Origin of the sequence: Rhizobium grahamii CCGE 502, assembly GCF_000298315.2 — a bacterium.
GTDB lineage: Bacteria > Pseudomonadota > Alphaproteobacteria > Rhizobiales > Rhizobiaceae > Rhizobium > Rhizobium grahamii.
This window is the reverse complement of sequence record NZ_AEYE02000015.1, coordinates 316,769-340,186: the sequence shown is the minus strand read 5'-3', so window position 1 is coordinate 340,186 and position 23,418 is coordinate 316,769. Positions and strand designations below refer to the sequence as shown.

Sequence of the window (23,418 nt, the reverse complement as noted above, 5' to 3'; positions counted from 1 at the left end):
GCAATCCGGGCCGCCATTCTGGCAAGAATATTGTGCGTCCAGCCGGACACTAGATCTTGCCGTCGTCCTTGAAGACTTCGGTCCAGTCCTTCACCAGACCGTCAAGCGCCTCCTGGGCGGTGCCGTTGCCGGCCACGACATAGTTATGAACGCGCTTTTGCATGTCCTGGAGAAGGGTGGCGTAACTTGGCTCGGCCCAGAAATCCTTGACGATCGCCATCGAGTCCAGGAATGCCTGGGCGTAGGGCTGGCTGGATGCGAAGTCCGGGGCATTGACGACCGACTTCAGGCACGAGTAGCCGCCGAGCTGCCACCATTTGGCCTGTACCTCAGGCTGCGCGAACCACTTGATGTACTGCAGAGCGGCGTCCTTCTTGTCGGAATAGGAGACGACCGAGATGCCCTGTCCGCCAAGCTGAGCGAAATGCTTCTTTTCCGCCGGATTGGGGAAAAAGCCGATCTTGTCGCCGCCGACCTTTTCGTCCTTGTAGAGGCCCGGCCACGTGAAGGCGAAGTTCATCTGCATGGCGACCTGGCCCGACTTGAAGGCGTCGGCGGATTCGACCATGTAGACGTTTGAGCTGCCGGGCGGCGTGCAGCAGTCATAGAGCGCCTTGTAGAATTCCAGTCCCTTGACGGCGTCGGGCGAGTTGACGAAGCCTTCCATCTCGTAGGGCTTGTCGGGGTTGTCGTACTGGAAACCCCAGTCATAGAGGACGTTGGTCACGCCCATCGTGATGCCTTCGGAACCGCGCTCCGTGTAGATCGAGGCGCCATAGACGGTCTTGCCATCGATCTCACGCTTCTGGAAGAACTCGGCGATCTGCTTCAGTTCATCGTAGGTCTTCGGCGCGGCGAGATCCCGGCCATACTTTTCCTTGAATTCTTTCTGCAACTCCGGACGCTCGAACCAGTCCTTGCGATAGGTCCAGCCGACGACGTCGCCCATGGCGGGCAGTGCCCAGTAGTTCGGCGTGTTCTTCGGCCATTCCGAATAGCCCACGACCGTCGCCGGCACGAAGTCATCCATCTTGATGCCTTCCTTGTCGAAGAAGTCGTTGAGCTTGACGTAGTGGCCGTTCTCAGCCGACCCGCCAATCCACTGGCTGTCGCCAATGATCAGGTCGCAGAGCTTGCCGTGGGAGTTCAGTTCGTTGAGAAAGCGATCCGCGTAGCTCGTCCAGGGGACGAACTCGAACTTCATTTCGGTGCCGGTCTTGGTGGTGAAGTCCTTCGAGAGTTCGACCAGCGCATTCGCCGGGTCCCAAGCGGCCCAGCAGAGTGTCAGTTGATCGGCTTTTGCGAGATTGGGCAGCGCCGACGAGATGATGAACGCCGAGGCCAGCCCGAGAAGGGCTTTCGATTTCTTCTGCATTAGTTCCTCCCAGAACCAAAGGCCGGCTCCCCGCCGACCGCGCAAGTTCACCCATTTCTGAAATGCTAAACATGAACTCCTCAACTTCTCATGTTTAGCAATATGTTTAGTAATAGATAAATTTATAAACAATGCAAGCGGGTTTTTATTGTTGCGACGCCTAGGGTCGGACTGCTTGCTTACGATGCCGAAAGGCCAGAAACCTTGCCGATATCAGGGCTTGTCTTTGCTATTGGCGGCGTGTCGCCAAAAAGCGGCCAAGTTTTGCACGTCTCCGTGCGTTTCGGCTGCTATATCCGCGCCGCGCTTCCCGTGGAGTAAATGGCGGTTTGCGCGGGAACATGCGCAACTCCAAGCAGAGTGTCCCATCGATGTCACGAGCCGCAAGATCGCATTGAATGCAAATCGCGGCGGTTATGTGCTTCCGCAAAAGTAGGCGCGTATTGTAGGGAGCCTTCCCGTTCGTGTGGTGAGATGGCAATCAGAAACTAAGTCTTCGAAGTTTTGCTCACGCTCGTCTCGGCATTTTTCATGACGTGAATGAAATTAATCATGAGTCGTCCTGAAATAACGCTCGAGGAAGCGACTGTAAGCGCCCATCAGCGCGCTGAAGATAAAATAGACGGCGGCGGCAAAGACGTAGCCTTCGAGCACCGCAATACCCTGCCAGGCGGGATCGCGCATCGCGGAGCGGACGGTGTCGAGGAAATCGAGCAGGCCGACGATGGTGACGAGCGTTGTGTCCTGGAAGAAACTGATAAAGAGCGCGACGAGCGGTGGGATGACCTTCTTGATTGCCTGCGGCAGCACGATCTTGAACATCGTCAACCAATAGCCCATGCCGAGTGATGCACTCGCCTCCAGCTGACCTCTCGGCACGTCCTGCAGGCCGCCGCGTACGATCTCGGCGATATAGGCGGCGGCAAAGATGATGATGGCGACCTGGGCACGAAGAAGCTTGTCGACCGTAACGCCCTCCGGCATGAACAGCGGCAGCATCACTGTCGCCATGAAGAGGATGCTGATCAACGGCACGCCGCGGACGATTTCAATAAAGCTTGTCGCCAGCACGCGGATCACCGGCAGGTCGGATGCTCGCGACAAGGCAAGCAGGACACCAAGCGGCAACGCCAGGGAAAGCCCGACGAACGCGAGCATGAAGGAAAGCGGCAGGCCACCCCATTGGGTCGTTGGAACCGCGGGTAGCCCGAGGACGCCGCCCGCCATCAGTCCATACAGAACGGGCAGGATGACGACCACCCACAAGAGCAGCAGGTTGCGGCTCCATAGCCGCGGAACCATGGAAGCGACGGCCGCGCCGATGAAGACAATCAGCGAAAGAAATGGCCGCCACTGTTCCTCGAACGGATAAAAGCCGAATGCCATATAGCGAAGCTTGGCACCGAGAAACGGCCAGCAAGCGCCGTTCGCCACCTTGCAATCCTGAGGCGTACCGGCAAACGCTGCGTCGATGAGCAGCCACCGGGTGGCGAGCCAGCCGATACCGATGACGGCTGCGCTGCAAAGGATGGTGATCAGCGCGTTGCCGGGCGTCCCGAAGAAATCTTGCCACCAGCGGGACGGCCGCCGGGGAGAGGCGTCGCCTGTGGTTGTGCCGAGCACGAGTGGAAGTTCCGTCACGGTCAGCGCTCCTTCAGGGCAACGTGTTTGTTATACCAGTTCATGACGAGCGAGATGGCGATCGACAGGCCAAGATAGGCGCCCATGAAGATCGCAATGGTCTCCATTGCCTGTCCGGTCTGGTTCATGACCGTGTTGGACACCATCACGAGGTCCGGATAACCGATGGCGATCGCCAGAGAACTGTTCTTGAAGACGGTAAGATATGTGTTGGTGAGCGGCGGAATGATCAGGCGAAGTGCCTGCGGCAGGATGACAAGCCGCGTGGCTCGGCGCCGGGGCAGACCGAGCGCCATCGATGCTTCCCATTGCCCTTTATGGACGGCCTGGATGCCGGCACGAACGATCTCGGCGACGTTTGCCGACACGCTGAGTGCGAGCCCGAACCATAGTGCCACAAATTCCGGCCTGACTTGCAATCCTCCAGTCAGACGGAAACGGCCCTTTTCCGGCAGGTCAAAGGTTATCGCAACGCCGCCCAGCAAGAGGACGAGGGCAATCGGCGCAATGGCTGCGATCAACGCGACGAGGGCGCCATGGTTGGAGGTGCCGGTGGCAAGTCGTCGGCGCAACGCGATCTGTCGAATGAGGAGCGCCGAGACAATGCCGAGCGTGACGGCTCCGAGAGCAATGGCAAGGCCGCGCTCAAAGCTGATGGAGGGGATGACCAGGCCGCTGTTGGAGAGATAGACATGCGGCGCGAGCGGCAGGGCTGCCCGAACAGGCGGCAGCACATTGATGGTCACGGCGTACCAGAACAAGAGGTAGAGCAGCAGTGGAATATTCCTGAGCGCCTCGACGTAGGACAGCATCAGCCGCTGGAGCAATGGATTGTGCGACATACGGCCGATGCCGACTGCAAGCCCGAGGATCGTTCCAAACAAGCCGGCCAGCAGCGAAACCTTGATGGTGTTTACAAAGCCGACGAAGAGGGCGCGAGCAACAGTGTCGGCCGGCTCGTAGGCGATCGCCGCCTCGCTGATGACGAAACCGGCCTGGCGCGACAAATAGGAAAAGCCGGTCGTGATGTCATGTCTGGCAAGATTGTTGCTTGCGGTCGCAAACATCGACCAGGCGACAAGCGCGACGACGCCGCTTGCCAGCCATTGGTAAAAGAGCGCGCGAAAGCGCGCGTTGTTCATGAAAGCCATTGAGAGCATTCCGATGAGAAACCGCGCGAGGTGATTGCGCCCGCAAGCTGCGGGCGCAATGTTGTCTCAACGGAACGGGGGAGCGTAGAGCAGACCACCAGAATTCCAGGGCGCGTTCGGGCCGCGGGTCATGGCGAGGCGGGTCTTTTCACCAAGGGCGCGGTCGAAGACTTCGCCGTAATTGCCAACAGACTTGATGATGTTATAGGCCCACTTGTCGTCGAGCTTCAGCATCTCGCCCAGGTTGTCGTTGACACCAAGCATGCGCTGGATTTCCTGGTCGTCGCTCTTCAGCTTTTCGTCGACATTGGCCTTTGTGATGCCCTTTTCCTCTGCCGCCATCAGCATCCAGACGGACCAGGACACGATGTCGCGCCAGTTGGAATCGTTCTGGCGAACAGCTGGTGCTAGGGGCTCCTTCGAGATCGTCTCCGGCAGGACCACATAATCGTCTGGCTTGTTGGACACAGCGCGGATCGAGGCAAGGTCAGAGCGGTCCGAGGAGATTGCGTCGCAACGGCCACTGAAGAAGGCAGCACGGTTTTCATCCGGGCTTTCGAAAACGACGAGTTCGAACTTGGAGCCCAGCTTGCCGAAGAAATCGCTGAGGTTCTGCGCCGTCGTCGTGCCCGGCAGCGTGCAGATCGCGGCGTCCTTCAGCTCTGCGGCGCTGGTAACGCCGAGCGACTTTGGCACCATGAGACCCTGACCGTCATAGAAGACGACGGGCGCGAAATCGAGACCAAGGGAGGCTTCGCGGCTGTAGGTTTGCGTCGTCTGGCGTGAGAGCACGTCGATCTCGCCGGACTGCAGGGCCTGGAAGCGGGTGTTGATGTTGGTCGGAACATATTCGACCTTGTCTCCGTCGCCCAAGGCTGCCGCCGCGATTGCGCGGCAGATATCGGCGTCGAAGCCCTCCATGCGCCCTTGGTCGTTCGGTGCTGCAAAACCCGGCGTCGCGAGCGACACGCCGCAGATCAGCTTGCCGCGCTGTTTCACCGTGTCGAGTGTGTCGGCGTTCGCGATCGCAGCAGTGGCCAGAAAGCCGAGAGCTGCGCTGAGGCAGCCGGCCAGAGTCAATCCTTTCATTCATTCCTCCGTCCTGGTGGTGGAATTATCGTCGGCAACTCCTCTTTGCCTTGGGTACGATAATGCCTCCAAAATTGTCTACAATACATTATTCGCGTTGACAACGTATGGCCTGTCTTTTGATCGGGGAAGTTCTGACGGCTGTGAAACACGTGTGTGCAAGCATGTGGAGCGTGGCCGCAGTCTTTTGTCTCAGCAAGAGATTGTAGACAATTCACGTTGACATAGCTTCGAAGGCTGCCTTAATAGCCGACGCGGGAGCAAGGGAGGTGGTTGCTCGCGGAGGAGCATTCGCCCTGCCAGTGTAGCGAGGCGTTGCGGCTTGGACTGGCTGCAAACGAGCTGGACCAGCCTTCCGTGTGGGCTTTCTCCCAACTCCAGAAGTCATTGTTCAAAACTGTCCGCCCATTACCGGACGGACCGAGCAGCATCCTGGCAACTGGCCCACGTGATGCGCACAAGCCGAAACGGAGGTAACCCATGCACGATCTCTTACTCCGCAATGTCAGGCCGATGGCTGGCCAAAGCTGCGACATCCTGATCAGGCATGGCAAGATCGCGGGTCTTGGATCGTATCGGCCAGAAGACGGCATGGCCGTGGAGGATGCCAACGGCGCGATAGTCGTGCCGGGCCTGATCGACGCCCACACCCATCTCGACAAGACGACCTGGGGCATGCCCTGGCATGTCAACGATCGCCCCGCGATCCTGCGCGGGCGGATCGATTTCGAAAGGGAAAACCGGCAAGAGATCGGCATCAACGCACACCGGCAATCGATGCGGCATGCGATCGGCCTTGCGGCGAACGGCGCGAGCCACATCCGCAGCCATGTTGATATCGACACCAGGCACGGACTGTCGCTGGTCGAGGGGGTGTGGAAGACGCGAGACGCGTTGAAGGACATCATCGATATCGAGATTGTCGCCTTCCCGCAGTCGGGCGTCATGGTCATGCCCGGTACGGTGGAGTTGTTGGACGAGGCCCTGGCGCAGGGCTGCGAAGTGCTGGGTGGCATCGATCCCTGCGGCATCGACCGCGATCCAAAGGGGCAACTGGACATCCTGTTTACACTTGCCGTGAGACACGGCGTTCCGATCGATATCCATCTGCATGAAGCCGCAGATCTCGGCGCCTTCACCATGGAACTGATCTTCGAGCGCATTCGCGCCAACGGCATGGAAGGCAAGGTGGCGATCAGCCACGCCTTTGCGCTCGGCATGAACGACTACGTCAGGGTTGGCAAGCTGATTGAAGAGATCGCCCGTCTCGATGTTGCGATCCTGACGACGGGTGCTCCCTCCGTCAACGTGCCCTCGATCATGCGGCTCAAGGAAGCGGAAGTGCGTGTCGGCGGTGGCTGCGACGGCATACGCGATACCTGGGGCCCGTGGGGGCAGCCCGACATGCTCGACCGCGCAAAGGTGATCGGCATGAAGAACGGACTGCGCACGGACCAGGAGCTTGCCCATGTTCTGCACGTCGTCTCAAAGGGCGGCGCCGACGTCATGCGGATCGACGGCTACGGCCTTGATGTTGGCTGCAATGCCGATTTCACGCTTCTGACCGGGGAGACACTTGCGCACGCCGTCGTCGACACCGCTCCCCGACCACTGGTCGTCAAGAACGGCCGCGTTATTGCCCGACAGGGCAAGGCGATTGTGGAGATGCCGTGATGAAGGAAGCATCCCTGGACCTCGGCCGCCGCCCTGAAGGCCGCACACTTCTTACCGCAAGCTGGGTTGTCGGCCACAAGAACGGCTCCCACCGCCTGCTGCGCAATGGCGAAGTGGTATTCGATAACAACGAAATTCTCTTCGTCGGCCATCGGTTCCCCGGGGAAGTCGCCCGGCGCATCGATTTCGGCAATGCACTGATCAGCCCCGGCCTGATCGATCTCGACGCACTGTCCGATCTCGACACGACCATTCTCGGCATCGACAATCATCCCGGCTGGGCCAAGGGTCGCGTCTGGCCGCGCTCCTATGTCGAGGCCGGCCCCTATGAGATGTACAGCCGGGACGAACTGGCCTTCCAGAAGCGCTTCGCCTTCGGTCAGCTGCTGCTGAACGGCATCACCACGGCAGCGCCGATTTCCTCGCTGTTTTACCGCGAGTGGGGCGAGACGGTGGAGGAATTCGATGCGGCGGCCGACGCGGCCGGCGAACTCGGTCTTCGCGTCTACCTCGGCCCGGCCTATCGCTCCGGCGGCATGGTGCTGGAAGAGCCGGGACGCATGCTGCCGGTCTTCGATGAGGAGCGCGGCTTGAAGGGCCTGAAGGACGCTGTCGCTTACATCGAGCGGCAGAACGGTCGTCACGGCGATCTCGTCCGTGGAATGCTGGCGCCCGACCGCGTCGAGACGTCTACCCTGGCACTCCTCCAGCGCACGGATGCCGCGGCCCGAGACCTCGGTTGCAAGTTCCGCCTGCACATGGCGCAAGGCGCCATGGAGGTCGATACTGTTCGCATGCTGCACGGCTCGACCGCCCCGGTCTGGCTTGCCAAAGCCGGCCTCTTGAGCGACCGCTTGATCGCGCCTCACGCCACCAATGCAACGGAGGAGGATCTTACCCTCTACGCGAAAAACGGCGTTTCCATCGTTCATTGCCCGCTGGTCTCAGGCCGTGGCGGGAGCACGCTCAATTCCTTCTCGGCCTGCCGCAAGCGTGGCATCAACGTCGCCATGGGCACGGATACCGCGCCAGCGGATATGTGGATGAACTTGCTCGTCGGATTGATCACGGGCCGCGTCAACGACGGCGGGCCGGATCGGCTTCGCTCAGCCGATCTGTTCGATGCCGCGACGCTTGGCGGCGCGCGTGCGCTCGGCCGGTCGGACCTCGGTCATCTCTCGGCCGGGGCTCGCGCCGATATCGCCGTCTTCGACCTCGACGACGTGATCATGGCGCCGTCAATCGATCCTATTACGACTTTGGTCACCGGTGGTTCGGGCAAGGTCACATGCGCTGTGTTCGTCGACGGCCGCGTCTCGATGCTTTCTCGAAAGCTGGCGGGCATCGACATGGAGAAGGCGCGGGTGAGGGCGCAGGCCCAGTATGACGGGCTGATCGCCAAGTATCCCGAACGAAGCTGGGGCAATCCTCCGGTCTCGGAGATCTTCGGTTCCAGCTATCCGGTCGACGCTGACCTGGGGGAAGTTCGGTAGGCGGTCATCGACGTCCGCTATCTCGAGCTAGAATTTCCGGATCACCGCGACAAACAACGCCACCCGTGAACTCCCAGGCGACCTAGGGCTATCGAGGCAGCGACATCTGCTTCAGGATACAGCTACGCAAGGGCTGCTCGCAAGTCATGGGAAAGGTCGCGGATTTCGCTGAGGTCGAGTTCTGATTCAACGTGCTCTAGGTGATGGGCCATCAGGTGAGTGGCCTTCTTGGCATCCTTGGCGGCGATCGCCTCGACGATCTCCTCATGCTCGTCAGGTCCGCAATTGAAGCGGTTCGTGTTGCGGTAGACAGCAGTGATCAGCGATGAGCGGGCGATCAGATCCCTCATCGTCGTGAACAGGAAGTCGGAGCCGACGGTTTCGGCAAGCAGTAGGTGGAAGCCACCGGAAAGCTTGATGATGTCGCTCGTGACGTCCGCGGCATTGGCAACCCGTTCCTTGGCAACATGGTCGCGCAGCCGCCTGAGGTCGGCTTTGTTGACCGACTGGCACAGGCGTTCGACGACGCAACGCTCCACCGTGCGGCGTACGAAGAAGACATCGCGGGCCTCCTCGACCGAAGGCTTGGAGACGAACGCGCCCCGATTGGGAATGATCGTGACGAGACCATCGCGTTCAAGCACGGTGAGCGCCTGGCGGATGCGGGCGCGGCTGACGTTGAAAATCGCCGCCAGTTGCTCTTCCTTGAGCTGAATACCAGGGCGGAGCCTGCGCTCAGCGATAGATAGCCAGACTTTCTCGACAATTTGTCGCGCAGACGGGCCAGGTTGTTCGGTCATGAAATTCACTCCCATTCGGGTAAGAGAAGCTCGATGCCGCGGGGAAAGTCAACCGTAGCAATTGGTGTTTTGGTTGCATAATTGTCAGCAATATCGGGGGTGAATTGTCGAGGATAGGCAGTGAGTTCTTCAATGCAGGTCGACTTATCGGGCTTCAGGGCAAGCTGCCCGTCAGGGAGAGCGGTCGCCGTGTGATCCCAGAGGGATGGGCCATGCGAAAGAGGAAGACGCACCAGGTCGCCAGTATCGAAGCATGGCAGGAGGCAGTGTTTGGGATTCGTCGCGAAAAAAGGTCTGGGGCAGCTACACATACTTGAAAAAGATGGAAGATGGCGAACTCCTACCCACCCTTGTCACGGTTCATCTTCCTCATGTCGAGGAAATGGACGACGAATTCCCCGGCACACCCCCGATGCGGTGAAGGTCCCCCGCCCGTTGGAGAGAATGGGGTACCGAAGCGGTCCGCCGTCTCCACCAGGCGGCGTTCTCACTTGCAATCGTCGGACCAGAGAAGCCATGCCACATCGTCCAGAGATTTGAACTCAGAGCTTGGTTTTGGGATTCTATGCTGATCACAGCCATCTTGGCCACACTATAGTCACTGCAAGCAACGCCTTTCTCCTACGGTCGTCGGATTTGTAAAATGTCGCAAAGGGGAGATTAATGAAGAGGTTACTAATTTTCTCGTTGGCGGGCCTAGCGCTTACGAGCTGCACGCCGACGCAACAAGGCGCGGGTATCGGCGCCGCCACTGGTGCGGTGGTTGGTGGTGCCGTCACGAACGATGTGCGTGGTGCGGCCGTCGGCGCGGCGATCGGTGGAGCCTCCGGCGCCGTGATCGGCAACGTGGCCGGTCGTCCGGGGCAGTGCGAGTTTCGGGATCGCAACGGTCGGCGATATATCGCAGCCTGCCCGCGCTAGCGATGAAGACAGGCGGCATCATTCGCGTGAGCAGGTTGTGCGGCGAACTCAGCAATCCTGACGCGGTCTGGACTTGCGATACCCAGCATTCCCGTAACCGAAAGAGTACGCTGATTTTAGCTCCCGTAACGGCACACTTGAATCAGCAGACAGGATAGCGCTTAGCCATTGCATTATAACATCATATTGGTTCGTTACAGCAAAGGGTTCAGTTGCCGGCGGCGCGTAAAAGCGGTTGATCCCCAGCGTTCTATTCGCGCCATTTCGCAGGCCGACCACTGTAAAGGCAACGCACCAAGCGAGCTCATTTGACCACCCATTGGGTGCGACATACGTCGGTTCAACTGGAGGCAAGACATGGCCACTGCCAATGCCGCATCAAAGACCACGATGCAGAGGTTCCTCGACGGCGTCGAAAAAGTGGGAAACATGGTTCCCCATCCTGTGATCATTTTCCTGATCCTGATTGGCATCGTCATCGTCTTGTCAGCTGTACTTGGCGCCTTCGGAGCTGCCGTAAGCTACGAGCGCATCAATCCCGATACGCACGCGGTTGAGCAGGCGTCGACATCGATCAGAAGCCTGCTGAATGTGGAGGGCATTCGCTTTCTATATTCGTCCCTTATTCCCAACTTCATGAGCTTTACGGCTGTCGGCTTGATGATCGCTGCCATGATCGGCGCGGGCGTGGCCGAAGAATCCGGTCTCGTCACAGCACTGATACGCAAGCTCGTCATTGTCTCCCCGAGTTGGGCGCTGACTTATATCCTGGCATTCGTCGGCATCCTTGCAAGCATTGCGGCAGATGCCGGTTACCTCGTGCTGATACCACTTGCCGGCGTTGCCTATTTGGCTGTGGGGCGGCACCCATTGGCTGGTCTTGCGCTTGGTTTTGCTGCAGTGGCTGGTGCCTTCACGGTCAATATGTTGATCAAACCGCTCGATGCCGTGCTCGTTGAATTTACCAATGACGCGGCGCATCTTGTTGATCCGGGGCGATCAATCGGTCTGGCGTCCAATGTCTGGTTTTCCATCGCCTCGGTGCTGTTCCTGACCGTTGTCGTTGCCTTTATCACCGACCGTATCATCGCGCCCAGGCTTGGTGAGTATGACCCGGCAGCGGCGGAAGGCGGTGTGCAGGCTCAAGGGGCCACCCTTTCTGAGCAGGAATCGCGCGGCTTGCGGTTCGCACTATACGGCCTTATCGGTCTGCTGGTTGTTTTCCTACTGTTGACCATCCCGAGCGGCGCGCCTTTGCGCAATCCCGATACCGGCGAGCTCATCGGCAACTCACCCTTCATGAACGGGCTGATTGCTCTCATCATGCTGATCTTCCTGGTAACAGGATGGACCTATGGCATCGGCGCCGGAACGTTGAAAACGCTTGCCGAGGTGATTGCGGCGATCGAGAAGTCGATCAAGAACATGGGCGGCACGATCTTCCTGTTCTTCGTTCTGAGCCAGTTTGTCGCCTATTTTACCTATACAAACATCGGCACCGTCATGGCGCTCAGCCTGTCGGGCGTGCTGCAGGCCGCCAATATTGGTGCGCTGCCGCTGCTTATCGGCTTTATCGTCGTGGTTGCGATCATCGACCTGCTGCTAACGGGCGCCATTGCCAAGTGGGCAATCTTCGCTCCGGTCTTCGTCCCGCTTCTCATGAAGCTTGGCGTTGAACCGGAAGCCGTCCTTGCCGCCTATCGCGTCGGCGATTCCCCAATGAACGCGATCACTCCACTCAATGCCTACTTCGCACTCGTCGTCGGCTTTGCCCAGAAATACGACAAGTCCGCAGGTGTCGGCACGATCGTCTCCCTGATGCTTCCTTATGTGGTGCTGATGTTCGTGTTGTGGACCGGCCTCTTTGCGGTCTGGAAGGCCCTCGGACTGCCATGGGGCCTATGACAATCCTCAAACAATAGATACTCGAACGAACGGATGGACATCATGAGCAACATCTCAATTCCTCTCGACGTCGCCGCAGCTGAAGACCATCTGATGCGTTTCCTGTCGGTGGAGGGTGTCACCGGGTATGAGAAGAACATCGGCCTTGCCGTCTGCGACGCCTTGAAGAAGATCGGCGTCCCGGAATCGGCTATTCGCTTCGACGATGCCAACAAACGTATTCCGCTGCCGACGGAGACCGGCAATCTGATCGTGGATATCCCGGGAACGCGGCCCGGGCCACGGCTTCTCTTTTCCACCCACCTGGACACCGTGCCGCTTTGCGCGGGCGCCAAACCAAAGCGGGAGGGCGACCGCATCGTGTCCGACGGGACCACGGCACTTGGCGGCGATGCCCGAACCGGGGTGGCGCTGCTTGTCGTGGTTGCCGAGACGCTGATCAAGCATAAGCTGCCTCATCCGCCAATCACCCTGCTGTTTACCGTTCGCGAGGAGAGCGGGCTGCATGGAGCCCGAGAACTCAACCCTGCTGACCTCAACGGTGCGGCAATGTGCATCAATGTCGATGGCCAGATGGCTTCAGAACTCATCGTCGGCGCTGTCGGGCAGGAAAACTGGGAAGCCGAGATCAAGGGTCGTGCGTCGCATGCCGGTGTTGCGCCAGAAAAAGGCATTTCGGCGACACTGGTTGGCGCCATGGCGCTAGCGGAAGCAAAACATAACGGCTGGTTCGGCAAAGTGGTCAAACCAGACGGTCGCGGCACAAGCAACGTCGGAATTTTCGGTGGCAAGGACAACAAACCCGCAGGCGATGCGACCAACGTCGTAACCGACTACGCCTTCATCAAGGGCGAAGCGCGCAGCCCGGAAGCCGCTTTCGCGACGAAGATTGCCAACGGTTACAAGGAGGCGTTCGCGAAGGCGCAGAGCGAAGTGACCGACGATCAGGGCGACAAGGCAGAGGTGAAATTCAGCCACAAGCCCTCCTATCCGCCATTTGAGTTGGGCAAGGACACGTCGATCGTGAAGCGCGCGACAAAGGCCTTGCAAATGCTTGACATCGAGCCAGTGTATGTCTTCTCGAACGGGGGATTGGACGCCAACTGGCTCGACAAGCATGGTGTACCAACCATCACCATCGGAGCCGGGCAAGCCGAGATCCACACGATCAAGGAATATGTGAACCTCAAGGAATACGAGAAGGGCTGCCGTTTGGGTGTACTCATGGCGACACTCGACGATTGACGAGTTCTGAAAGGTTGATTTGGTCGGCCGCAGTCGCTCGGCGCTCATGAACGCCTGCGCTGGGGCCGGCTTGAGTTTGGACGGTTAGGGCAGGCAAGAGGGAGCAGGGCGATTGAGTCCAATAGCATACACAGCGACTATCATCGCCGTTGCCGTCGTACTGTTCGTCTGGAACAAGCTGCCGGTCGTCTTCGTCGCCATGCTGACGGCACTTGCCTTGTGGGCGAGTGGTGTCCTGACGCTTGGACAAGCCCTTGGCGGTTTCGGTGATCCAGCGGTCATCTTCATCGCATCCCTTTTCGTCGTCAGTTCCGGGCTCGAGGTCACCGGGGTGACCGCTTGGGCCGGACAGCTGCTGATCCGCGGGGCCGGCGAGGAGAGCCGGACACGCCTTCTCCTCCTGACCATGGCACTTGTATCGCTCCTGACCGCGCTGATCAGCGTCAATGGCGCTGTCGCGGCCCTGCTGCCGGTCGTGGTCGTCATAGCTGTCCGCCTTCGGCGCAGTTCGTCGCAGCTGCTCATGCCGCTGGTGTTTTCCGCACACGCAGGCTCGATGCTGGCCCTGACCGGAACACCGGTCAACGTGCTGGTTTCAGAAGCAGGCATCGACGCAGGCGTCGGTGGGTTCGGCTTCTTCGAATTTGCGCTTGCGGGCATCCCACTCCTGGCTGGCACCATGGCCATCATCATCCTCTTCGGAAAGCAGCTCCTTCCGGAGCGTAACGGCGCGACTATGCCGGCCGATTTCAGTCGCCATGCCAAGACACTGGTAGAACAATACGGTCTTGCAAGCGGGATCTACCAGATGCGAGTGCGTGCAAGCTCGCCCTATGTCGGTAAAGCCGCGAGCGCGTTCGATCTTTCGGGCCATCCGGGATTGCAACTCGTCGCCATTCAGGAGGGCGAGACGGCCGGTCCACTGCGCAGGCCTGCCATCGCTGAGGGCGATCATTTTATCTTGCGCGGTGAGCCTGACGTTGCAGCGGCCTACGCTGCCGACATGCACCTGGCCTTTCGCGACGACAAGGCGAACGGTCAGGGTGAAGAGACCTTGTTCAATCGCAGCTCCGGCCTTGCAGAGGTCGTCATCCCGCCCCGCTCCGGCCTCATCGGCCAAGCAGTTTTTCCCGGCATGGTCACCGAGAGCGGCGATCTGATCGTTCTGGCTGTCCAGCGCGCCGGCGCCGGGATATCGCCTGGCAGCGCCACCAAGGAGGCGGGCGGTAACGTCCTGCAGGCAGGTGATACAATGCTGCTGCAGGGAACGTGGAAGGCGCTCGATGTGCACCTGAACGATCCCGACGTTTTGGTTGTCAATTCGCCCGAGCTTGTCCGACGCCAAGCGGTCCCGATGGGTCCCGGCGCGCGTCAGGCCGTTGTCATCCTGATTGCGATGGTTCTGCTGCTTGCCACTGGTATCGTGCCACCGGCGGTGGCTGGCTTGCTTGCTGCAGGAGCAATCATCCTGTCGGGGATCATGAGCGTCGAACAAGCCTATCGGGCTGTGGGTTGGACGACTGTCATCCTCGTTGGCGCGATGATGCCGCTTTCGACGGCAATGGTGGAAACCGGTGCGGCGAAGTTGATGGCGGAGCATCTGGTGAATCTCGTGGGTGACGCCGGTCCGGTTGCGCTGCTTGCCGGACTGTTTGTGCTGACGGCAATCATGGGGCAACTCATCTCCAACACTGCAACAGCATTGATTGTCATCCCGATCGGCGTCGCAGCGGCCACCGCCATGGGTATTTCTCCGCGCCCTGTCCTTATGAGCACGGCCGTTGCAGCCGCCGGCGCCTTCCTCACGCCAATCGCAACACCGACGAACCTGATGGTCATGGGCCCGGGCGGCTATGCCTTCAACGACTACTGGAAACTGGGATTGCCGTTGCTGATCTGGTTTTTTGTCGTGTCAGTGTTCATCGTCCCTCTAATCTGGCGGTTCTAAGCTGCCGATTATCCAGGCGGAGGCGCGCTGGAACAACAGTCGACCGCAAGTGTTGCAAGGCCAGGATGTCAGTAAGGGTGACACATGTCGGTGATACAGGTCCCGGGACTATTGTCCTTTACCATCGCAATTCTCGTCTTTTTTGCTGGCGCCAATCTCAATCGCTTTATTCCCGTGCTGGCTCGGTGGAGCATTCCGGAAGCAGTCACCGGAGGACTTCTCGCGGCGTTGGCGACACTCGCTGCCTACGAATTCTTTTCCGTCGAGATCAGTTTTACGCTTGCCGCACGCGACATGCTGCTTCTCTACTTCTTCACGGGCGTCGGGCTGAACGCCAGGCTTTCCGATCTAGTGGCAGGTGGAAAGCCACTTCTGATCCTTCTTGCCATCACGCTTGTGTTCCTGGTCATCCAGAACGCAATTGCCATCGGCGCCAGCAATCTGCTTGGTCTTCCTCCAGGGATGGCGATACTACTGGGGTCGACGTCCCTGATCGGCGGTCATGGCACCACCATTGCATGGGCTCCGATCATCACCAATCGTTTCGGGCTTACGAGCGCACTGGAAGTTGGTATTGCCAGCGCTACGCTTGGCCTTGTGATTGCCAGTCTGATCGGTGGGCCGATCGCACAGTACCTTATCACCCGTTATCGGCTGAGCGGGCGCAAAGACGAAGAACTAACAATAGGCGTCCCACGCACAGCTGCCGACACGCACGATGACGAGGTCAGCTACATCAGCCTTTTGCGCACTCTTCTCGTCACCAACATCGCTATCCTCATAGGATACGCATTCCATGAGATCATCTTGGACGCGGGTATCAATCTTCCGCTCTTCGTTGTGTGTTTGCTAGTCGCTATTGTGATGACGAACACAATCCCTTCTGTAGCGCCGAACCTCCGTTGGCCTACGCGCAGCCGCGCGCTCTCACTTGTCTCAGATCTCTCGTTGAACGTGTTTCTTGCGATGTCGCTGATGAGCATGCAATTGTGGGGATTAGGTGGGCTCGGTCTGGCGCTTGTCATCGTGCTGGCGATTCAGACGATCGCTGCGATTGCCTATATACTTTTTGTGGTGTTTCCGGCCATGGGGCGCAACTATGAGGCGGCGGTGATTTCAGCTGGTTTCTGCGGTATTTCGCTGGGTGCGACCCCCACAGCGATCGCGAATATGACCGCAGTTACCAAAATCCATGGCGCGGCAACGATCGCCTTCATCATCCTGCCCCTCGTTTCGGCTTTCTTTATCGACCTTGCGAACGCCGCGGCTCTTGGCTTTCTTGTCCGGTGAAATCACGGGCCTACCAGCACGGATCATCAAGAACGCTCGGAGACGCCGATTCTGACAAATGCGTACTGCCGTGTGTTCAACCGTCAGCACGCACACGGGAGCTATCCCTGTAGCCTCCTCAGCAGCACACCAAGTCTTTCCTCGGACGGGCAATCATCGAGGTCCGGGCAAAGCGGAATGCCGCCACCGCTTCGATTCCGGACTTCACTCGGGCTGTAACCGAACGCTCGCTTGAATGCGCGGCCGAACTCGGCCCCGTCGCTGAATCCACGCTCTTCAGCAATCTGGAATATGAGCCTTCGATCGTTGGGGTCGGTTAAAGCGGCGTAGGCGCTAAGCAATCGACGATGCTGGATGTAGTGCATCACCCCGCCGAAAGGCTCGAACAGGTTATATAGACGCGTGCGCGAAATGCCGAGTTCTCGGCGTATCAGTTCACTGCCGAGCTTCGGATCGAGCAACCGGCTTCGCACCAGCTGCCGCGCCCTTTCGAGAAGCACATTGGCAATCGGTCCTTCGGCGGCCTCGATATGGTCTGCGGATGGCGAAACGCAGGCAAGGATCATTGCCTGTGTCGCTGCGGTCAGCCCAGGCAAGTCGGCATGAACCAGCGTCGGCAGGCGATTACTCACGCCAATCAGATAGTCCGAGAACAGTCGTCCCATGCCTGACCTAAGTGTCGAAAACTCGGCCGAGCCAAGGGTGGCCGCCGTTTCGAGAGAAAGATCCCGCGGCACGAACAGCATTAGCATCTCGCTTTTGTCGACGACGCCGGTGAAGGAACGGCCAAGCGAATGGATCTGGAACTCGCCCGGATCCGCGGTAAACTCGTGGCTTGCCGCATTGGTGCTTATTTGACCGGACAACAGAACCGTCATAGTCCAGTGGTCGACCGGATCTCGCCGAACATGTCCTGGAAGGCTAGAAAAGGCGAGGCTGTCAGTGCTGATCCTGGCAAGGACGAGACTGCCAAGATCCCAAAGCTCCTGCCGGCCGCTAAAGTTTGCTGTCATTGGATCGGTATCCGAAAGCTCAAGCATAGGTGCGAAGCTATTGCGCCATGCTGCAAACTGATCCGGCCGCGAGAGCCCCTCGGTCGAGAACTCAAAAGAAGGTAAAAACGAAGGCGTACCTTCGTCCGGCTCTGCATCAACGGCCTCGTAATCCGGGCTCACAAAGCTCATTTGGTTCAGTTGCCGTTCGCGCAAGCTGGCAGGAGTCATGACGTCTTCTGTTGTCATCGCGTCACCCTCAGTTGGCCGTAGGCAAGACGGAATCGTCAAGCGCCGCATGCCCGGCAACCATATTGCCGCCGTCATTCCAACGTATCGTAACAGGCTTAGTGACGAAGCCGCCCGCGCAGGAGTGAGAGGCGCTGGTTGGCGTCACGAGTTTGCATCGAAAACCAGCGCTCGAAATCGCGGCGAGCGTTTCGCGCTCGAAGTTCTGTGCTAGGTATGCACTGCTCGACAGGATGCGTGAGTGAACACTTATGCGATTCATTCTTACTCTCCTCTTGGGCCCAAGAGCGAGGGCCGGATGATGTCTGAATGATGCAAGCGGAGTGGTTTGCGAGCGACTGAAGCGAGCACTTCGCGCGGCGAAAGCTGGTTTTCAGCTTTCGTCCCTATCTTGCGGCAAAGCCGCCTATGGCAGTCGATTTTCCTCCCAAGCGTAATCTAGCGCCGTCCACGTCCTTTCTCAACTGTCAGATGCACAAGCATCAGAGGAAGTCTTTTTAGCGTTTCCAAGTTGTTTTAGATGGCTTTAAACTCATCTCTGAGCACGCCGGAGATCCAGCTTCACGGTCCGTGGCCCATGTCTGCGTTGGAACCGCCCGACAGCAGCGTTGCGACCCACTTTCCCGATGGCGTGCCGGCGCTATAAACAATGAACGCGATCGGGATAGGCACGCCGATGAAAGCCCCAGACGTGCCCCACATAAAGCTCCAGAAAAAGACTGCAAAAATAACGGCGAAGGGGGATATTGCCAGCGAGGCACCGGTGAGCCGCGGCTCCATATAGCTCCCGATAATGAATTGCGTCACCCAAAACCTGCTCCGTTGTCTCGCCGAGTGAGGTTTTGAGCACGACGCCGCCATGAGGCGCGGCTGGAGAACTCTCACACTCCAGCGGCAGCCGGTTTGGTCGTGGAAGTTTCGATATTTTCGGCCTCGGCTTTAGCCGGAACGCGAAACCACAGGACGTAAAGCACCGGCAGGAAGATCAATGTGAGCGCCGCAGCTACGACGAGACCGCCGATGACGGTAAAGGCAAGGGGTGACCAGAAGGGGTCGCGGATGATCGGTAGCATTCCGAGCACGGTCGATCCCGCTGTTAGGAAGACCGGTCGCAGACGCTGGGCGGTAACGTCGATCACACTGCGCCACGTCCGCCCCTTTTCTTCAATGGCAAGGTCGATCTGGTCGATGAGCACCACGGAGTTTCGGGTGATCATGCCGATAAGTGCGATCATGCCCAGAACGGCTATGAAGCCCACCGGCGTATTGGTTATCAGCATGATCAGCACGACGCCGATCAGCCCCAGAGGCACAACGCTGATGACGAGGAGCAGGCGCTGTACGCTCTGAAGTTGGAACATCAGCACGATCAGGATGATGACCGCCATCACCGGAAGCATCTCAACCACCGACGCGAGGCCCTCTTCTGCGCCCTCGACTGCACCGCCGACCTCGATCGGGTAGCGCGGGTTGGCGTTGCGCAACTCGTCGATCTTGGCGGCTGCAGCTTCGACGACACCGGCTGCCAGCACGCCTTCCGCAGTATCTGCCTGAACGGTAATCGTCGTTGAACCATCGCGACGCCAGATAACGGGCTGCGTGGTCTGGTAGTCGATCGTGGCGATGCTGGAGAGCGGCACCGTATTGTTGGGGCCTACGGGGATCTGCAGTGTGCGGATGGTGCTGATGTTGATGCGCTCGTCGGCTGCTGCTCTGGCTACCACATTGATAAGGTAGATCGAGTCCCGAACCTGCGTGATAGGAATTCCCGATGCCGTGGCAAACAGCGTCTGGGCAATCACAGAGGAATTGAGGCCCACCAGCCGGGCACGATCGTGATCGACATTGATGACGATTTTTCGAACCGGCTCATTCCAGTCGAGGTTGGGCTGAACGACGCCCGGAACCTTGCTAATGGCGTCGGCGACTTGCCAGGCGACATTTCGTACACCCGGTATATCCGGTCCGCTGACCCGGTACTGAACAGGCCAGCCAACGGGCGGTCCCATTTCCAGCGGCGAAACGCGCACGATGATATCGGGCAATTTCTCGTCGAGTGCCTGTTGCAAGCGTGCCTGCAGCGCCTCACGTACGCCAACGCTCTTGGCGATTACCACTGCCTGGGCACGGGACGGTGCTGGAGCCTGCAGGTCCATCGACAGATAGAAGCGAACCGGATCGGAACCAATGTAAAAACTCCAGTCAGCCACATCCTCGTCAGCGGCAAGAACTTCTTCCGCCTTCGAGACCTCAACAGCAGTTGCTTCCTGCGACGCGCTCTGCGGCAAGGTCAGCTGCAGGATAAGCTCCGGCCTGTCAGAGGCTGGAAAGAACTGCCGTTTCATGGCGGACGATCCAAGGAGAGCAGCCACAAACAAAGCGGCGGTGGCAAGCACGACCAGGAGACGCATTCGCATGCAGGCGTACAGGAGGTTCTTGAAGCCGCGGATGAGTGCTCCATCCTCCTTCGGACCAGTGGCAGTCCCTGATTTCAGGACGGCGAGACCAACGATCGGCGTCAACAACACCGCCACGAGCCAGGACACGATGAGCGCGAAGCCGATCACCAGAAAAAGGGATCGCGCATACTCGCCGGAAGAGCTGCTTGCAAAACCGACAGGAATGAAGCCGGCGATCGTTACCAGCGTGCCGGCCAGCATCGGAAATGCTGTTGACGTGTAGGCGTGGGACGCCGCCTGAACCCGCTCGTAACCCTGCTCAAGCTTCGCCATCATCGTCTCGACCGTCACCATCGTGTCATCGATCATCAGCGTCAGCGCGATGATCAATGCTCCCAGCGAGACGCGCTGCAGGGCAATGCCCGATATGTCCATGAACAGGAAGGTCAAGGCAAGTACAAGCGGGATCGACACCGCAACGGCGATGCCGGCCCGTATCCCGAGAGCCAGGAAACTCACACCAAGAACGATGACGACTGCTTGACCGAGCGAGGTTGTGAAACCGCGGATCGCTGTCTTGACGACCGCAGGCTGGCTCGCGACGTGCGTGAGGTTGATGCCAATTGGCAGATCGTCCTCAAGCTTCTGCATCGTCGCTTCGATATTCTGGCCAAGCTGCAGGATGTCGCCCCCCGACGCCATGGAGATGGCGATACCGATAGCCGGCTTGCCCTTGATGCGGAATCGTGGCTGGGGCGGATCTACGGTTCCGCGCACGACACTGGCAATATCTCCAAGGCGTACGAAGCCGGATGCTGTTGGAATGTTCAGTTGCCGTAGCGTTGCCTCGTCGGCGAGGCTGCCGGAAACCTGAAGAATTGTTCGATCCTGCGCCGAGGTTATGAGACCTGCAGGCAGGACGGCGTTCTGCGCCTGTATGGTTCCGATCACTGTTGCAGCGCTGAGGCCGAGGCTTGCGAGCCGCTCGGTCGAGAATTCGATATAGATCGTCTCGTCCTGGGTCCCGATTAGCTGGACTTTGCCGATATTGTCGATCTTGAGCAGCCGGGTGCGGGCCTCGTAGGCCCAGTCCCTCACTTCGCGATCGGTAAAGCCATCGGATGTAAAGCCATAGATTATGCCGAAGGTGTCACCGAAATCATCGTTGAAGAAGGGGCCGCGCACGCCAGCTGGCAGCGTCGATACCATGTCTCCGACTTTCTTGCGGGCCTGATACCAGGATTCTCCGACCTGATCGGGCGGCGTTGAATCGTCGAGCGTGACGTAGACAATTGCTTGGCCGGCCGTTGTCAGGCTGCGCAGGCTGTCGAGATGAGGAACCTCTTCGAGCGTCCTTTCCAGACGGTCGGTGATCTGATCCGTGGTCTGTTCGATCGTCCCGCCCGGCCACCCGGCGGAGACGATCATCGTCTTGAAGGTAAACTCTGGATCCTCGTCCCGTCCTAGATTGATGTAGGCAAGAATGCCCGCTATGGCGCTCAGAACCACGAGGAAGATGACAAGGCTCCGTCGCTGGATCGCCCAGAGCGATAGATTGAAGCCCTCGTTCATTCGACGCTTCCCTCAAGCAAGCGAACCGGCATGCCCGGACGCAGTTGCTGCACTCCGGCAACCACCACGTTGTCTCCGCTCGAAAGACCCTTGGTCACAAGGAAATCCTTCGTGTCAAAGCGATGGACCTCGACCGGCACAAGCTTTGTCGTCTTGCTGGCCGCATCGACAACCCAGACGGCACTTTCGCTACCTTGGCTGAACAAAGCTGTTATCGGCAGCCGCGCCGCCGGCTCACCGGCAAGCCGGATCGTACCGCGCACGGCGCTTCCGAAGCGAAATTCGTCGGGCGCGGTATCAAGCCCGACACGGACCGTGAAGTTGCGGGTGATCGGATCAGCCGTCGGCGAAATCTCTCGAACCGTTCCTGTCGCCTTGATGCTGGGGTTGCTGAGAAGCTGCACGTCTACGCGGGCATCGCCTCCGGTCGTCTGGATTGTGGCTTCGGGAACCTGGAAAACGGCGTCACGTGGGCCGAGCTGCGCAACGCGCACCACCATTTGCCCACCGCCGACGATCTGCCCCACTTCACCCCCGATCGCGGTGACAACGCCCGCGGCATTTGCCTTCAAGACGCGGTTATCAAGATTGGTCTGCGCTATTCGCAGACCGGCTTGTGCGGCGTCTACACCGGCCTGTGCCATGCTCGCCTGGGCGGTCGCTGCATCGAAAGCCTGACGGGTGGATGTGCGGGGGTAGAGTTGCTGTTGACGCGCACGCTCGGTCTCTGCGTTCTGGAATTGGGCCTGAGCCGCAAAGAGATTTGCTTCGGCCTTTCGCATTGCGTCCTGAGCGTCTTCGGTATCGAGACGGGCGAGAACAGTGTCTATTTCCACGAGGTCGCCAACCTCGACGTCACGCTCGCGCACCTCACCTCCCTGCCTGAAGCTGAAGCTGGTTTCTGTGCGCGGACGGATCTCCCCGACGAGCGACCCATAGGTATCCTCGGGATTGAATGTAACCGCGACCGTTCTGACCGGTCTTGGAGGACGCTCAGAAGCCTTCTCCTCGTCTCGGCAACCTGCCACGAGGATCGTCGCCAGTATGGCGACCGACACGCCAAACATTGCGCGGGATTTCGAAGTAGCCAGATGCATCTTCATCGGCGGTTCCCCCGGATACCTACTGGCGCGATGGCGTCTCTCCATGCGCAGACAGCTGTAATGAGATAGATTCAATAAGATAAACGCATTCTGGCGGGTTTGATGCGTCACGTGGCATCGGAAATATGAGCCCATTACACATCTGGATCTGTGCCGTTAATCAACGCGAACGGTAGAAGTCCTGAGTAGGGACTCAAGTGATCGTGCTCCTTTAACTCCGGCTCGGCTTGCGCGGTCTTTGGAACCCGAAGGCGCAGGCGCGCTGGTTAAGAACTATAGAGCGGTTCAAGAAGCGAAGTGATCAGCATAGAATCCCGCAAACATGCCTGCAGTCCGGATTTTGGGCAGTCTGTGGCAGAGGGGGGCCAATCGGCGCAAAGATTTTCGGCATCATTCTGTCGCCTGGACGACACGAAAATCTGGACGCTGCGAGCAACAGCTGGAATTCGTGCTACCGCACCCGCCGCGGATAGCTTAGAACAAGGAAGTGCTTCGCCTCATGCGTGTGGCCAGGGTGAGCGATCCAACCGATTGTCTTTGTTGTTGAACGATTTTAACAGCTTGCCAGCGA

Annotated in this window: 16 protein-coding genes and 1 pseudogene; 7 read left to right on the top strand and 10 right to left on the bottom strand. The window is 59.0% G+C overall.

All coding sequences use genetic code 11. The features are described 5' to 3' along the window. Nucleotides 1-49 precede the first annotated feature (49 nt). The 4 genes from RGCCGE502_RS15850 to RGCCGE502_RS15835 all read right to left on the bottom strand — a co-directional run bounded on the left by RGCCGE502_RS15850 (nucleotide 50) and on the right by RGCCGE502_RS15835 (nucleotide 5,256). A complete protein-coding gene (locus tag RGCCGE502_RS15850) occupies nucleotides 50-1,375 on the bottom strand; it encodes an ABC transporter substrate-binding protein (RefSeq protein WP_016555183.1) in 1,326 nt (441 codons plus the stop codon). Between the two features lie 546 nt (nucleotides 1,376-1,921). Beyond that, complete coding sequence (locus tag RGCCGE502_RS15845; protein ID WP_016555182.1) at nucleotides 1,922-3,016, bottom strand: amino acid ABC transporter permease; 1,095 nt, start codon at nucleotides 3,014-3,016, stop codon at nucleotides 1,922-1,924. Nucleotides 3,017-3,018: 2 nt separating this feature from the next. Beyond that, a complete protein-coding gene (locus tag RGCCGE502_RS15840) occupies nucleotides 3,019-4,167 on the bottom strand; it encodes an amino acid ABC transporter permease (protein ID WP_016555181.1) in 1,149 nt (382 codons plus the stop codon). A 66-nt stretch (nucleotides 4,168-4,233) separates the two neighbouring features. Beyond that, nucleotides 4,234-5,256, bottom strand: coding sequence for an amino acid ABC transporter substrate-binding protein (locus tag RGCCGE502_RS15835; RefSeq protein ID WP_016555180.1), 1,023 nt, complete (start codon nucleotides 5,254-5,256; stop codon nucleotides 4,234-4,236). 480 nt (nucleotides 5,257-5,736) lie between these two features. Here RGCCGE502_RS15835 and RGCCGE502_RS15830 point away from each other — a divergent pair, with 480 nt between their 5' ends. Further along, nucleotides 5,737-6,930, top strand: coding sequence for an amidohydrolase family protein (locus tag RGCCGE502_RS15830; RefSeq protein WP_016555179.1), 1,194 nt, complete (start codon nucleotides 5,737-5,739; stop codon nucleotides 6,928-6,930). After that, a complete protein-coding gene (locus tag RGCCGE502_RS15825) occupies nucleotides 6,930-8,423 on the top strand; it encodes an amidohydrolase family protein (RefSeq protein ID WP_016555178.1) in 1,494 nt (497 codons plus the stop codon). Before RGCCGE502_RS15830 ends, RGCCGE502_RS15825 begins: the two co-directional genes overlap by 1 nt. Nucleotides 8,424-8,545: 122 nt before the next feature. Here RGCCGE502_RS15825 and RGCCGE502_RS15820 read toward each other — a convergent pair whose 3' ends face one another. After that, nucleotides 8,546-9,223 (bottom strand): GntR family transcriptional regulator, encoded by a 678-nt coding sequence (locus RGCCGE502_RS15820; protein ID WP_016555177.1) that lies wholly within the window; start codon nucleotides 9,221-9,223, stop codon nucleotides 8,546-8,548. Between the two features lie 663 nt (nucleotides 9,224-9,886). Between RGCCGE502_RS15820 and RGCCGE502_RS15810 the strand changes: the two genes are divergently transcribed. The 5 genes from RGCCGE502_RS15810 (at nucleotide 9,887) to gltS (ending at nucleotide 16,532) form a co-directional block, all read left to right on the top strand. Continuing rightward, nucleotides 9,887-10,144 (top strand): YMGG-like glycine zipper-containing protein, encoded by a 258-nt coding sequence (locus RGCCGE502_RS15810; RefSeq protein ID WP_016555176.1) that lies wholly within the window; start codon nucleotides 9,887-9,889, stop codon nucleotides 10,142-10,144. 357 nt (nucleotides 10,145-10,501) lie between these two features. Then, nucleotides 10,502-12,049, top strand: a complete 1,548-nt coding sequence (locus RGCCGE502_RS15805) for an AbgT family transporter (protein WP_016555175.1) — start codon at nucleotides 10,502-10,504, stop codon at nucleotides 12,047-12,049. Between the two features lie 42 nt (nucleotides 12,050-12,091). Beyond that, nucleotides 12,092-13,294: a M20/M25/M40 family metallo-hydrolase gene (locus RGCCGE502_RS15800; protein WP_439332340.1), complete on the top strand. Its 1,203-nt coding sequence runs from the start codon at nucleotides 12,092-12,094 to the stop codon at nucleotides 13,292-13,294. Nucleotides 13,295-13,406: 112 nt separating this feature from the next. Then, on the top strand, nucleotides 13,407-15,242 hold the full coding sequence (locus RGCCGE502_RS15795) for an SLC13 family permease (protein ID WP_016555173.1): 1,836 nt from the start codon (nucleotides 13,407-13,409) through the stop codon (nucleotides 15,240-15,242). Nucleotides 15,243-15,326: 84 nt separating this feature from the next. Then, entirely contained in the window at nucleotides 15,327-16,532 is a 1,206-nt protein-coding gene (gltS, locus tag RGCCGE502_RS15790) for a sodium/glutamate symporter (RefSeq protein ID WP_016555172.1), read from the top strand. Between the two features lie 101 nt (nucleotides 16,533-16,633). Here the strand turns inward: gltS and RGCCGE502_RS15785 are convergent, their stop codons facing one another. The 5 genes and pseudogenes from RGCCGE502_RS15785 to RGCCGE502_RS15765 form a co-directional block, all read right to left on the bottom strand. Continuing rightward, on the bottom strand, nucleotides 16,634-17,773 hold the full coding sequence (locus RGCCGE502_RS15785) for a helix-turn-helix domain-containing protein (RefSeq protein ID WP_019280010.1): 1,140 nt from the start codon (nucleotides 17,771-17,773) through the stop codon (nucleotides 16,634-16,636). A gap of 10 nt (nucleotides 17,774-17,783) precedes the next feature. Then, on the bottom strand, nucleotides 17,784-18,035 hold the full coding sequence (locus tag RGCCGE502_RS15780) for a hypothetical protein (protein WP_016555170.1): 252 nt from the start codon (nucleotides 18,033-18,035) through the stop codon (nucleotides 17,784-17,786). A gap of 299 nt (nucleotides 18,036-18,334) precedes the next feature. Continuing rightward, nucleotides 18,335-18,574: pseudogene (locus RGCCGE502_RS15775) on the bottom strand (AI-2E family transporter); the annotation flags it as partial. Nucleotides 18,575-18,654: 80 nt separating this feature from the next. After that, a complete protein-coding gene (locus RGCCGE502_RS15770; protein WP_016555168.1) occupies nucleotides 18,655-21,744 on the bottom strand; it encodes an efflux RND transporter permease subunit in 3,090 nt (1,029 codons plus the stop codon). Continuing rightward, nucleotides 21,741-22,847 (bottom strand): efflux RND transporter periplasmic adaptor subunit, encoded by a 1,107-nt coding sequence (locus RGCCGE502_RS15765; RefSeq protein WP_016555167.1) that lies wholly within the window; start codon nucleotides 22,845-22,847, stop codon nucleotides 21,741-21,743. The genes RGCCGE502_RS15770 and RGCCGE502_RS15765 overlap by 4 nt, the downstream gene beginning before the upstream one ends. Between the last annotated feature and the right edge of the window lie 571 nt (nucleotides 22,848-23,418).